4 protein-coding genes are annotated in these 15,122 nt (G+C 44.9%); 2 read left to right on the top strand and 2 right to left on the bottom strand.

The features are described 5' to 3' along the window. Positions 1 to 39: 39 nt before the first annotated feature. Positions 40 to 942: an AEC family transporter gene (locus DTOX_RS08210; protein ID WP_015757246.1), complete on the bottom strand. Its 903-nt coding sequence runs from the start codon at positions 940 to 942 to the stop codon at positions 40 to 42. Between the two features lie 228 nt (positions 943 to 1,170). Then, positions 1,171 to 2,673 (bottom strand): histidine kinase N-terminal 7TM domain-containing diguanylate cyclase, encoded by a 1,503-nt coding sequence (locus DTOX_RS08205; RefSeq protein WP_278184590.1) that lies wholly within the window; start codon positions 2,671 to 2,673, stop codon positions 1,171 to 1,173. A gap of 489 nt (positions 2,674 to 3,162) precedes the next feature. Between DTOX_RS08205 and DTOX_RS21395 the strand changes: the two genes are divergently transcribed. Both DTOX_RS21395 and DTOX_RS08195 read left to right on the top strand, forming a co-directional pair. Continuing rightward, on the top strand, positions 3,163 to 6,222 hold the full coding sequence (locus DTOX_RS21395; RefSeq protein ID WP_052292918.1) for an EAL domain-containing protein: 3,060 nt from the start codon (positions 3,163 to 3,165) through the stop codon (positions 6,220 to 6,222). Between the two features lie 313 nt (positions 6,223 to 6,535). Further along, complete coding sequence (locus tag DTOX_RS08195; protein WP_015757243.1) at positions 6,536 to 14,896, top strand: glycoside hydrolase family 94 protein; 8,361 nt, start codon at positions 6,536 to 6,538, stop codon at positions 14,894 to 14,896. The last annotated feature ends 226 nt before the right edge of the window (positions 14,897 to 15,122 follow it).

The raw sequence follows: 15,122 nt of genomic DNA, 5'->3' as shown, positions 1-15,122 counted from the left end.
TAAATTATAGTTGAAGTTATCGCTCTTGTCAAGATATGGTTAAAACAGTATGAGTCTGTCTTTAAAAATGATTTCTGTCGCATATTCATCGTCAGACTGGTAAGCTGTCGCTACCATAGCAACTGTAGTCATTGACGGAAGCCCAACAATTAATGTTAAAATCATGCGTGGAGTCTGTGGCAAAAAGAAACCTAAAAGAAAATACATGCTCACCGGTATAAACAACATTTTAACTAAGGCCAAAACAAATATACTTGGCTTCTTGATTATTTTGTCCACTGCAATAAAAGCCAAAGTACCGCCTAAATATATCAGTGTCAAGTACTTGCTCGTTCCTCCCATACCTGATATTGTCCTCATAAGCAAATCCGGTATCGGTATCTTAAAAAACATTATAGTAAAGGCAATGAGCAAAGCAACTGTGGTAGGATTCACCATATTTTTAACAGCACTCAATGAATTTAAATTATCATAATGCCTGCTGCATAAATAAACTCCCAGTGTCCACAAAAGAGCCATATCTATAATGGTATAAACGGATATGCAAACCTGAGCCACCGGCTCCTTAAATATAGACTGTATTAATGGTATCCCCATAAAGCCCATATTGCCAAAAATCATAAGAGCCAAAAATACGTTTGCAGATTTGCCTTCCAGCTTGCACAGTTTAATTAACACCATTCCGGATAGGATTAAAGCTGCGTAAGAACATATTACTCCGATACTAAACTTTCCGCTAATCAGAAATTCTTTGGCTGTTAACCCGCTATCTGCAACAATGCTGAATATTAAAGCGGGTAAAATAATTTTAACTATCATCTTGGAAAGAGCATTCAGCCCGTCCTTGGTAATAACATCTGTTTTCGCACCGGCATACCCGACAAACATAAGAATAGCAAATATTATTATTTGATTAATTACAACAGCTATCCGTCCGGACAATTATTTACACCTTTCCTCTCATTTTTTAGAGAAACTTATAACGACTGCCAACAATTGCTTGGATTTCACAAAAAAATCGTAGACTAAATGATGTATTAAGCATAAAACCTTAATAAGAAAGGAAATACTAAAATACGCTATTGATATAATTACAGCAATTATCTAAATGTAATAATACTACACATAAACACGATTGAATATAATAGTTATTAAATTATAGCAATGTGGCTAACCTCCACTCGAACGCAAGCAATTACGTCCATCTAACTTCGCCTGATATAACGCCTGGTCAGCAGTTTTCAGAAAATGGTCTAAATTTTCATCAGAAACAAACTCCACACCGGAAGTCCCTATACTTGCTGTAACTTTTATACTTTTCCCTTCATAACATATTACTGCCGATGCAATATTGTTTAAAATTCGATTGGAAACCATCCGGCAGTCTTCCAATTTTGTATTCGGTAAAAAGATAACAAATTCTTCACCACCGTACCGGCCTAAAATATCAATGGAACGAATAGACTTGCGGCAGATATCTGCAATCTCCTTGAGTACTGTGTCACCGGCTTGATGACCATAATTATCATTAATCTGCTTAAAAAAATCAAGATCGAGGATAATTAATGAAGCAGGCATATTATAGCGCCTTGATTTCGATAATTCCAAAGAACTAAGTTCGGCAAAATATCTTCTGTTATAAACACCGGTCAGGGCATCTCTCGAAGCAAGGTGATTTAGTTCTTCCATCATATTCATATACTTTGTAATATCATTAAAGGTTATAAGAAAACCGACCCCCCTGTCTCTTGATTCTAATATCTTTACCGTTTGAACCCTATAATAATTTTTCTTATAATCGCTTAGACTTTCATATTGAAATTCCACACAATTAAGAATCGAATCAACCAATCTTTCATTCGTTTCAAATACCATTCGTATATTTTTACCTATACAATTCTCATCAAGACCGGGAAAAATAACCTCCGCCGAGGGATTAAAGTCGATAACATTATTATTAGCGTCTAATACAATAATACCATCATTTGTGGATTCAAAAACTTTATCTCTGGCTAAAGGTTTTATATTGAGAAACTGGTATCTTAAATAAGCCACTAAAAATATAGCGACTGAAGAAGTGACTGCAAAGGCACCCCAATCAATATTCAAAGGCGATATATTCAATAAATCCAGCAAGTAAGAAATCCAGGGAAAAAGTGAAGCAATCAGCAAAAGTAAACATTGACGGCGAATGGATCCGGTTGATTTCCTATACGTAAAAAAATACACATAATTCACAACAATAAAACACGATGTTGTATATATTGCATGAACCCAATACCAGGGACCCTTCACAATATATAGTACAGGAAAAAAAAGATTAGTGGTTTTTTGCACACTTACATAAAAAAGATGATTTAAATTGCTTGTATACCGAAAAAAGAGAGTTAAAATCGGTATTAAAAATATACCCGCCTTTATTGCAGTTTTGGTACGCTTATTATTATATTCCAAACTAAATATTAACCACAACGCAGGTAAGAATGGCAAACCCAAATATTGAATATAATTCCAAAAAAGCATTTTATCAAATCTGTTACCATAAAGCTCCATAGAGTATCCAAAGGAATATATTGTTATGCTTAGACAAAAAAATGCGAAATATTTTGTAATATAATTATTCTGCTTAAACATATAGATAAAAACAAAAAAAGTGAACATAGCAGATGCCATTAAAAAACCGCTTAATATAGTTTGAATATGTTCCATAGTTCATTTTCCCCGGGATTAATTAGTTTAATATTTTGGGTAAATCCACTTCTTAACTCAAGATTCCCCGTTTGTCCTAAATTTCCTTCTAAAACGCTATCCAAAATATCAAAGAATGTCACCCCGACGGAATTTCAATAGAATAGTATATTCTAACTTTAAAGATAATAATTAATTTAATTAATAATTGACAGTGCATTTTCCATAAATATTCCTTTATAATCGATTTCTATGCTCACCAGAGCTTATACCTTAATTTATACTCCTAAACAAATTGTTGTTGTTAATGCTGTTAAATGGAGGTAGAATTATAAGTATGTCGAATATGTTATAAAGTTAAGCACTTAGCTGGAAGCCGTTCTTAATAAGACTTTTAAATATAAACTTTTCGTCATAAAAACAAATATCTATTCACGGTCAAAATAAAATCATTAAAGGGCATGTGATTTGACTATGGAATCAATTAACTTAAGTCAATACCTTAATTTAAATATAAATACTAAAAAAACAGGGCAAATTATTATAGATAAGACAACTAACAAAATAATTGCATTAAACAACGTCTTAATTGAGTGGCTGGGATATGAAAAGAAGGAATTATTAAATTGCAGTATTGAAGATTTCATAGAAGTATTTGAACAGAATGAAACCCTTGTGTCAAGACTTATTAAAAAAGACGGTACATTTGTGGAAGCACAACTTTCCGCAACTTTCATGGAAAATAATAATAAAGAATACTATTTGTTGGAAATTAAAAACAGTAACCAGCAACATCAGGAAGACCAGTTGAATTTCCTGCAACAATTAATAGATATAATACCCAGTCCCGTCTTTTTCAAGGACATAAATGGATTATATCAGGGATGCAATAAAGCTTTTGAAAACTACATAGGCCATTCCAGAGAGGAATTGCTGGGTAAATCAGCATATTACATATCACCTAAAAATTTAGCTGACAAATATTTAGCAAAAGACAAAGAGTTATTTAAAAATAAAGGTGCAGAGGTATTTGAATCAAGCATTTTATATGCTGACGACAGCCTGCATGAAGTTATTATTAACAAGGCTGTCTACTTTGATAATGAAAATAAAGTAGCGGGTTTAATAGGAATTATTACTGATATTACCGAACTCAAGCAGTTTGAAAGAAAACTTAAGCAGACAGCAGAGCGTTTTCGCTCCATTTATGAAGATGCAGCTATTGGCATTGCAATTGTAAACGAGCAGGGTCGCTTCTTGCAATGCAATGCACAGTTTCAAAAGATGCTGGCCTACAATGAAAATGAACTCCGCGATAAGCTTATCAGCGATATAACTCACCCAAATGACATCTCAATAATGAACTTTCTGTATCAAGAACTTTTTTCAGGGAGACGCATGAATTATCAAACTGAGAAAAGATATATTCGAAAAGACGGCCAGCTAATATGGGTTCGACTCACAGCTTCTCAGGTGCAAACGGCTCCCGGTGAACCAAAGCTGGTAATTGGTATGGCGGAGGACATCACCAAACATAAACAAGTGGAAAAAGCTCTTATAACTGAACGCAAGAGGCTTTTTTCCTTATTGGACGAATTACCGGCTGCTATTTTTTTGCTGGCTAAAGATTATACCATTCGCTATTCTAACCGTTTATCTCTGAAACAATTTGGGAATCCCGGTACCAAACGATGCTACGAGCATACTTTCGGATTAAGCAAACCTTGCAAGAACTGCATCCCCTTTAAAGTATTTGAAAACAATACGCTTACACAGCATGAGTTTAAAGATAAAAATGGACGCAAATATCATTTTTATAATTATCCCTATACAGATGTGGATGGGTCTTCCCTGGTTTTAAGTTTATGTATAGATATAACGGATCGCAAACAGGCTGAAGAATTTTTTAAAAAATATAAAATACTTTCTGATTGCGCGCATGATTTTTTTCTTTTTATCAACGGTAACAAAAAAATTATAGAGGCTAATCAGGCAGCAGTGGAAGCACTAGGTTACAGCCGTGATGATTTGCTAACTTTAAATATAAACGACTTGCTTGCACTGGAAGCTTTGAAATTAAACAAAAACCAAATGGAACAGGCTTACCAAAATGGAATTTTGTTTGAAACAGTGGCAAAAAGAAAAGATGGCAGTACTTTCCCAATAGAAGTAAACTTGAGAGGTACTTTTATTGGCAATGAGCGCGTTTTTTTGAGTGTTGGGCGTGATATAACAAACCGTAAAAGATTTGAACAAAAATTGCAATATTTAGCTAGCCATGATCCATTAACGAACATTTCCAATAGGTATTCCCTGGAGGAATATCTGACCAGATTTGTAGCCAAAGCCAAACTAGGCAGGACAGGTGTTCTCCTGCTAATTGATCTGGATAACTTTAAAATGGTCAACGATACTTATGGTCATGCTGCAGGCGACGAGGTGCTGATAGCACTGGTTAATACTTTAAGACTCAATCTGAGAGAAGAAGATTTTATTGCCCGGTTTGGCGGAGATGAATTTGTAGTCTTATTAGATAATACGACAGTAGCGGAAGCTATGCTCATTGCTGAAAAACTGCGCAATGCGGTTGATAATAATGCTTTTTGCCTCTGTACCTTCAAAACTTGTTTTAACTTAACTATCAGCATTGGAGCGGTTCTAATTGACGGCAATCAGGATGCTCAAAAATTACTTTCTATTGTAGATGCAGCTCTTTATGTGGCAAAAGAAAGCGGGAGAAACAGCATTAAATACTTGGAAGCAGATGAGTTTTCCAAATACGTTTATGCGGAAACAAACGAAATAATTGGTCTCATCAAGCAGGCATTAAGAGAGGACAAGTTTATATCATACTATCAACCGGTTGTAAAAATAGATAACGGTACTATAGCGCACTATGAGGCTCTTACCCGTCTTATCGGTAAAAATAGGGAAATAATTCTTCCCGGCATATTTATTCCCGTTGCTGAGCGATATGGATTAATGCCCCAGATTGATCAATGGGTTGTCCGAAATTCATTGGCTGCCCTTGTGCAAAATCCTGAAATCAAAATTTTTATCAATATTTCGGGTATGAGTCTGGGCCAGGATACTTTGCTTGAATCTATAGAAAAGCAAATTCGGGATAGTAAAATTGACCCTTTACGACTGGGCTTTGAGATTACAGAAACAACCGCCATTAAAGATCTGCCACGTGCAGAAAGATGGATTCGCAGGTTAAAGAAATTAGGTTGCCAGTTTGCCTTAGATGATTTTGGTATGGGATTTTCCTCTTTTTCTTATCTCCGTGTATTACCGGTGGACATAATAAAAATTGATGGTTCTTTTATTCGCGATATTAACGATAATCCGACTCAACATGCCATACTCCAGGCTATAATCAATATAGCACGTACTCTCGGTAAAAAGACTATTGCCGAGTACGTGGAAAACAAGGAAATTTTACAATCTCTTCATAAGTTAAATATTGATTACGGTCAGGGGTATTTTCTTGGTAAACCTGCTCCAGAGTTCCAAAATAGCTCTCGGTATTGATCTATATTTTAAATCTTAGCTCACCTTCCAATATTTTAATCTTTTAAAATATTACAATGAAACTTGTTTCATTTCTTTACTCCCTTAAATATAATCCTATAACTAGCTACCCATTATATGAGTGGGTAGTTTTCGGTTTCACAAACTTTATTTAACCTGCTATTCTCTGCATTCTTTCCATATCCAATTAATTCTTCATATTAGAAAGAGTGCTAAACCATCCTCCCCACACCCGCAACTAATAAACCACAGCAAAAATGGGAATATTCTTATTGGTGTGTTTTTGGATATTGCAACTTTTTTGGGAGGATCTATGAATCTAAATACTGAACAGCTCCGACAAAAAGCTCACGAACTCGCGCTGACACACGCTCCGGACATGGGACGCATAACCTTAAAACGTTTCGGGCGTCAATTTTATGCTGATGTGGAAAATCTGCGCGCGTTCGTAAATTGCCTGCAGAATGACCGGGGAAATTGCTCACAGCCGTCGGAAGAATGGTTGCTCGACAATGCCGAGTTTATTGAAGAACAGGTACTGGTCGTGAAGAACCAGATCTCCAAAGCCTTTTTGAAGGGGTTGCCGCGCCTGTACAAAACCGGTGAGCCACGTATATTGTCAATAACTGCCGACTATCTCAAACATGTGGATGGAAACATGGATGAGAACTCGCTCGTTTCATACATAAATTTTTATCAGGATGTATCTGTTATTACCATTGCCGAGGCCTGGGCAGTCCCGCTGGCGCTGCGCATAGCTCTTATCCGGCACCTGGCCGAAGTCATGCAGCTGCTGCGTGAACGGAGAGAAATCTGCGAGCTGGTTGAACGGTTGCTGGAACGCGTAGAACCGTCAAAGCTAAACCCGGAAGTGCTCCGGGAGGCTCTGGAAAAAGCAAATCAGGACATGCCGCTCTCCGGCCCGATGATTGTCCATCTGATCAGCCATTTACGCGAATGGGCGGATGATTCATCAACCGTGCGCGAGTGGTTGATGTGCAAATTAGAAAACGGCCCGGCCAGTCTGGATCGCATCATCTCCTACGAGTTTCAGCTTCAGGCCGGCTATCAGGTTACAACTGGTAATCTCATCAGAAGCTTGCGCAACATTTCTCGCTGGGACTGGCGCGATCCCTTCGAGCAGCTTTGTATTGTCGAACATACTTTGCGGCAGGAAATGGCCGGCGATTATTCCAAGCTTGACTTTTCCAGCCGCGACACGCTGAGAAAGCGAGTTGAGCAATTGGCCCATCGCTTTTGCGTGCCGGAAAACCTGGTGGCCAAGCAGGCTGTGGAGCTTGCAGACAGGTCTTATAAACAATACTGCGAGGAAAATGAACAAGCTTGCTCAGACACGGCAAATTACGGAGTGGAAAATAATAAAGTAAATAACCGCAAAAAAGATAAGTCAGATCATAATTCAAATAATGTATATCAACCGCCGCGCCAGAGCTATGTTGCTTTCTATCTGCTTGACCCGGCCGGGGTCAGAAAGCTGCAGCAGGCTTTAAAAGTTTGCCTGTCCCCTCGCCGTTTTGTAGAAAATGGACTGTTGCGGCTGACAACCAGCACATATTTCAGCCTGCTGACCGGCTTTTTAGCAGTCGCCCTGCTCGGTTTCGCCGTTTACATCGGAGAGGGAACGAACTTTACACCGGCCCGCGGGATTATAATTCTGCTTGCTCTGCTGCTGCCTGCCAGCGAGTGGGCTGTAAATGCCGCTCACTGGTTTATAGAGTGCGCCAGCAAGACACGTCACCTGTTGCGCTACGATTTTTCCCGCGGCATCCCGCCGGAAGCGGCCACAATGGTAGTAATTCCGGTGATTTGGTCAAAAGCTTCGGACGTACAGGAACTGGCAGACAGACTTGAACTGCATTACCTGGCCAACCGTGATCCGAATATCTATTTCGCCCTGCTGGGCGATTTTGCCGATGCAGATACGGAAAGCCTTCCGGAAGATACAGCTATTCTGGCAGCCGCTCGCGCCGGCATTGACGAATTAAACCGTAGCTACAGTACTCCGGGCAATACTACTTTTTACCTTTTCCAACGCCGCAGGCTATGGAACCCTTCCGAGGGTAAATGGATGGGCTGGGAACGTAAGCGCGGCAAACTGGTGGAATTTATCGAACTGATCAAGGGACAGAAAACTACGACTTATGATTTTGTCCACGGAGACAGCGCTGTTTTTGCGCGTATTCGTTACATCATTACGCTTGACGCCGACACGCAGCTGACCATGGGAAGCGCCCACCGGATGATTGGCACCCTGCACCTGCCCTATAACCGGCCACGATTAAATGCCGCGCGGACACGTGTTGTCGAGGGCTACGGCGTGCTGCAGCCGCGTATCGGCATCAGCCACGAAGCAGCCATGCGTTCCCGTTTTGCCTATTTATGGTCGGCAGACCCGGGAATCGACCCTTACGCCTTTGCTATGTCTGATCCCTACCAAGACGGACTGGGGCAAAGCATATTCACAGGAAAAGGTATATTTGATGTTGATGTCTTTGATACGGTACTCTGCAAACGTATTCCGGAGAACAGAGTACTCAGCCATGACCTTTTGGAAGGTGCTTTTTTACGGACCGGTCTGCTCTCTGATATTGAATTAATCGATGACCACCCGGCTACATACAGCGCCCACCAGAAAAGACTGCACCGCTGGGTGCGTGGTGATTGGCAGCTCTTGCTCTGGCTGTTTTCCCGTGTTTCCGACCGCTCGGGAAGGCTTGTGCCGGTTAACTTATCCGCACTTAATCGCTGGCAAATTATTGATAACATGAGGCGCAGCTTACTCACGCCGGGTCTGTTCGCGCTTTTGCTGCTGGGTCTGACCGTCTTGCCCGGCACCCCCTGGGCTTGGTTTGCTCTGGTCCTGGCAACTCTCTTTTTGCCGGTAATCCGCCAGTTGGCAGCCATCCGGCGGACAATCTGGCGTCCCCAGAACTTGCTGGCTTCAGTGGGCCAGGCACTGCTGACTCTTATAACTCTGCCTTATCAAAGCATGCTGCTGCTGGACGCAGTCACAAGAACTTTGTACCGTTTATTCGTATCAAAACGCAATTTACTTGAATGGGTTTGTTCAGCGGAGGTTGAAAAACACTGCCGGGGCGGCCGGCAGCCTGGCGTGCTGTACATGCACGGGGGTTATTTCCTGGTTTTTATTTTTGCGGCGGCAGCCGCGACAAGTACGAGCCCGCTGCTGCAGGGGACAGGCTTGCTGCTCAGCGCACTCTGGGCTCTGGCTCCGCTGGCAGTGCGCTGGCTGGATCAGCCTATAAAGTGGACTGAAGGACAGTTTAAGGAAAGCGAGAAGGAAGAACTGCGAGTGCTTGCGCAGCAGATTTGGGCATTTTTTGAGGACTATGTAACAGCCGAAGAACACTGGCTGCCCCCTGACAATGTCCAGTTTAATCCGCCCCGTGGAGTAGCACACCGCACGTCGCCCTCCAACATCGGGCTCTACCTTGCTTGTGTGCTGGCGGCGCGTGATTTGGGATTCATTGATACACAGGGCATGCTCGAACGTTTGGAGCGTACCATCAGTACAGTCGAAAGTCTGGAAAAATGGCAGGGCCATCTCTACAACTGGTACGATACCCTGACACTTGAACCATTGCCGCCCCAATACGTGTCAACTGTCGACTCAGGCAACCTGGTCGGCTATTTGATGCTTTTAAAGGAGGGACTGGTGGAATGGCTCAGGCCGGATGCGGAAAAAGACAAACAGCCCGGCTCAGGCCGCACTTATGGAAAGGCGGCACATAATGCTGCCTTTGCTGAAGAACTTACACCGGTAATTGGCTTTAAAGATATAGATTCAGCCAGGCGCGGGCAAAAACTGATTACCAGGCTGGAAGCTCTGGTTCAGACCACAAATTTTCGGCCTCTTTACGATCATAAGGCTAAATTGTTTAGCCTTGGTTATCACGCCGGGCTGCATAAGCGTGACGATATCCTGTATGACCTGATGGCTTCAGAAGCCAGACAGGCCAGCTTCATTGCTATTGCTCTGGGGCAGGTCTCTGTAGCACACTGGCACGCGCTGGGCCGGACAATGACCAAGGTAGGAAAACGGACCACACTGCTTTCCTGGTCCGGAACCATGTTTGAGTATTTGATGCCTTCGCTGGTTATGCGCACCTATCGCAATACTATCTGGGACAGCACCTATCGTGCTGTGGTGAAGCGCCAAATCGATTACGCCAGGCAGCGGGGCGTCCCTTTTGGCATCTCGGAGTCCGGCTATTATGCCTTTGATCACCGGATGAACTACCAGTATCGGGCCTTCGGTGTTCCCGGTCTGGGTTTTAAACGTGGTTTGGAGCAGGACCTGGTGGTAGCCCCTTATGCAACAATTCTGGCTTTGCCTTATACGGGAAGTCTTGGACTGGCTAACCTGCGAAAAATAGATAAGCTTGGCGGGCGGGGTAAATACGGCTTCTACGAGGCCATTGATTATACGCTTGAGCGGCTGCCTGAGAATAAGACTTACCAGGTAATTCAGAGTTTTATGGCCCATCACCAGGGTATGAGCCTGCTTACTCTGGCCAACTTGCTGTCACCCCAAAAAATGTACGAGCGATTTCACCGGGATAAACGTGTACAAGCGACGGAACTGCTGCTGCAGGAACGTATTCCTGCCAGGCCTAAGATTATAAAACACCCGGCCATCAAACGAGTGCACCTGCCCTATAGCAGGCCGGAACAAACAGGTGCCGTGCGTGAATTTCTTTCTCCGGACACTCGCACACCGGAGGTTTGCATTCTTTCTAACGGCACCTTTACGACTATGTTGACTAACAGCGGCAGCGGCTTTTGCCGCTCCGAGAACATATCCGTCTCTCGCTGGAGGGAGGATCCGGTGCTGGACAATTGGGGCAGTTATATTTATATTCGTGACTTGACTAACAATGCTTTATGGTCGCCGGCTTTTCAACCCTGTCGTGTGCCCTCTTCCAAACAACGGGTGCAATTCTCGCTGGATCGAGCGCAATTTTTGCGGGTAGACGGAGATATTCAAACGAGCCTGGAAATTTGCGTGTCACCGGAATGGAACGCAGAAGTCCGAAGGCTGCTGCTCACTAACACGGGAAACACGGCGCGGATTATGGAAATAACTACGTTTTTGGAACTGGTTCTGGCGCCTCCCATGGCTGACGAGGCGCACCCTGCCTTCAATAAACTGTTTATTGAAACTGAGTATGCCAAAGAGGCTGAGTGCCTGCTGGCCCGGAGGAGACCTCGCCAGTCAAGTGAAAAATCCTTATGGGCGGCACATTCTCTTCTGGGAACCGATGCCACACTGGGGCCTGTAGAATTCGAAACAGACCGGGCCGGCTTTATCGGCAGGGGGCATAGCCTGTCCCAGCCGCAGGGAATAGGCTCCCGCTTGCGTGGAACGGTGGGCTCGGCAGCGGATCCTGCTTTTATCATGCGACGCCAGTTAAGCCTTGAACCGGGTGACCAAATTCAGCTGTTTGCCATTACTGCTGTTGCCGACACCAGGGAAGAAGCACTAAATATTGTTGGGCGATTCACAGCAGAGCAAGTGGTGGAACGGACCTTTCAACTGGCCTGGAATCGCAGTCAAATCGAGCTGCGCCATTTACACCTGACCGCTTCCCAGGCCATGGTCTGGCAGGCCTTTGCAGGCCAGGTTTTGTACACCCCACCGCTAAAGCAGGAGCGGCTAAAAAGCATTGCCGGAAATGTCAAGGGTCAGTCCGGTCTCTGGGCTTACGGAGTTTCCGGAGACCGGCCAATAGTGCTTGTGCGCATTGAGAACCGGGCTGCACTGCAGTTTGTGGTAAAACTGCTGGTGGGTCATGAATACCTGCGCCGCCTGGGTTTATTCTTCGACCTGATTATTCTGAACGAATCTACAGGAGGCTACCAGCAGGATTTGCAGGAAGCGCTCCGGCGGGCGGTCGAACACGGCGTTGACCGTTTTGGCGCCGGTCACGGGGGTATTACAGTTATTAGCGCCAACCAACTGCCCGAGAGGGACCGGCTGCTGTTAATAGCCACGGCCCGCATTGTCCTGCAGGCGGGCGGGCCCAGTCTCAAGACACAAACCAAACTGCCGAAACCGGACACAGGCTTGCCGGCTGAACTGGTTCCGACAGCACCGCTAAACAGATTTACAGCCAGGCCTCCCTGTGAGCTGCCTGATCTGATTTTCTTTAACGGCTGGGGAGGTTTTACTCCTGATGGCCGGGAGTACCGCATAGTATTGAAAAATAATCATCACCTGCCGGCGCCCTGGAGCAATGTCATTGCCAATCCTCATTTTGGCTGCCTTGCAACTGAACTGGGTACCGGTTACACCTGGTGGCGCAACAGCCGCGAGTGCAAAATCACGCCCTGGTCTAATGATCCTGTGCTCGACCCTCCCGGTGAGGTTTGCTACCTGAGGGATGAAGAAAGCGGCGAGATGTGGACTGCCGCACCCATGACTGCACAGGCAGACAGGCCTTATGTGGCAACACACGGCCGGGGCTTTACCCGTTTTGAACACGAAGGGTATGGCATAAGGCATGAAATGACGGTTTTCGTGTCTCCTGGTGATCCTGTCAAGGTTATAAAATTACAACTGCACAATAAAACTGCTCTGCAACGACAACTTTCTGTCACTTATTATGCAGAATGGGTACTGGGCGTACAGCGCCACTCTAACGCTCCATTTATCGTTACAGAGTGGGACAACAAAGCCCGTCTTTTGATGGCTCACAATACTTACCAGGAGGTCTTTCGCAATGCCACCGGCTTTATGGGCATCTACCCTCAGGAAATGCTTGCCAAATCTCATCTTTCAGCAAAATCTGAAGCAAGGACAAAAGAGAACGCATTTGAGCAAGCATTGTCCTGGACAGCAAATCGCAGCGAATTCATAGGACGCAACGGGACTTGGAAAAACCCCGCCGCTCTCGGCCGGAAACACCTATCGGGCCAAACAGGTCCTCAATATGAATCATGCGGCGCAATACAGGCCGGTCTAACATTAGAACCGGGAGCCCAACGCCTGGTTTATATCCTGGTAGGCTGCGAAGCTTCACGGGAGGCTGCCCTGGAACTGGCTGAAAAGTACAGTAAAGCCCGGGTTTGTGAGGATTCCTGGCAAAAGGTGCAGAAATTCTGGGATGAGGCGCTGGATCAGATTTCAGTCGCTACACCCTGCCCGGAACTGAATGTTCTAATCAACGGCTGGCTGTTATACCAGGCCGTCGCCTGCAGGTTATGGTCGCGATCCGCTTTTTACCAGGCAGGAGGAGCCTATGGTTTCCGTGATCAATTACAGGACAGCCTGGCACTTCTGCACACACGACCGGATCTGGCCAGAGCACAAATATTGCTCCATGCCGCGCATCAGTTCGAAGAAGGCGATGTACAGCACTGGTGGCATGAAGAAACTCAGCAAGGCATCCGTACTGACTTTTCCGACGACTTGCTCTGGCTGCCCTATGCAGTTGCCCGCTATGTGGAGCACACGGGAGACGACAGTGTGCTTGATGAACCGGTAGAATTTCTGCAAAGTGAGACCTTGCGTGCGGGTGAATATGAACGCTACGAAACGACACAAAGCTCTGAGAAAAAGAGTACCGTCTTTGAGCACTGCCTGCTGGCCATTGACAGGTCCTTGCAGCGTTTCGGTGAACACGGGCTGCCTCTGATCGGAATTGGTGACTGGAACGACGGCCTGAGCCGCGTGGGTGCTGAAGGTCGTGGCGAAAGTGTCTGGCTGGGCTGGTTTCTCAGTGATGTCTTGGACAGAATCAGGGAGCTTTGCCGGCAGCGCGGTGACAGCAAACGGGCCAACCGCTACCGGAATGCGCGGCAGCAGTTGTCCTTGAATCTGGATAAACATGCCTGGGACGGTCAGTGGTACAGGCGGGCTTTCACTGACGCCGGGCAATGGTTGGGATCTGTTCATAACCAGGAATGCCGTATTGATGCCATCGCCCAATCCTGGTCAGTGATTTCCGGAGCCGCGCCCAAAGAAAAGGCGCTAAGGGCAATGCAATCCTTTGACCGGGAACTTGTGGACAGGGATATTTCCGTGGTGCGCCTTTTGACACCGCCTTTTGATCATACAGATCCCAGTCCCGGTTATATTCAGGGTTACCCACCAGGGATCCGTGAAAACGGGGCTCAGTACACGCATGGTGCTATCTGGAGCATTATCGCCTGGTGCAAGCTGGGCAGAGGAGACAAGGCGCTGGAGTTGTTTCAAATGCTGAATCCTTTAACTCACACGCGCACAACCAATGAAGTGCGCCAGTACACCGGAGAGCCCTACGTCATGGCGGCAGACGTTTATACTGCGGACCCTCATAAAGGACGAGCGGGCTGGACCTGGTACACCGGTGCCGCCGGTTGGATGTACCAGGCAGGAGTAGAGTGGATACTGGGTTTACGCCGGCAAGGCAAAAAACTCTACCTTCGCCCCTGCATTCCCGCCGAGTGGCCGGAGTTTTCCGTCAACTACCGTTTTGGCAAGACACACTATCTTATTTCGGTCAAAAACCCGTCCGGCAAATCCAGTGAAGTCAGTACGTTACAAATTAATGGAGAGGATATGGATTTGAAAAGTCTGGACACCAAGAAAGGCCCTTATATTGAATTACATGATGACGGGAAGAAGCACCATGTTATATTAACGATGTAGCTAAATTTATATATCGTCTTACACCCTCTCATGAGCTACAGCACTGTGTTGACAGGAAATCAGTTTTACAAAGCAACCCATTGTCCTGATGCAACCCTATACTGATTATCAAAGACCTTTATAGAAAATCGCTCCTGAAAACCCACGCATTCGTCCCGTGGGATGAAAGGAGCGATCGCCCGGTAGGGCGACAAGTATATACACAAATACTTCCCCTACTGTATAA

The sequence above is a fragment of the Desulfofarcimen acetoxidans DSM 771 genome (genome assembly GCF_000024205.1).
Lineage (GTDB): Bacteria > Bacillota > Desulfotomaculia > Desulfotomaculales > Desulfofarciminaceae > Desulfofarcimen > Desulfofarcimen acetoxidans.
This window is presented reverse-complemented; position numbering and strand designations above follow the sequence as displayed.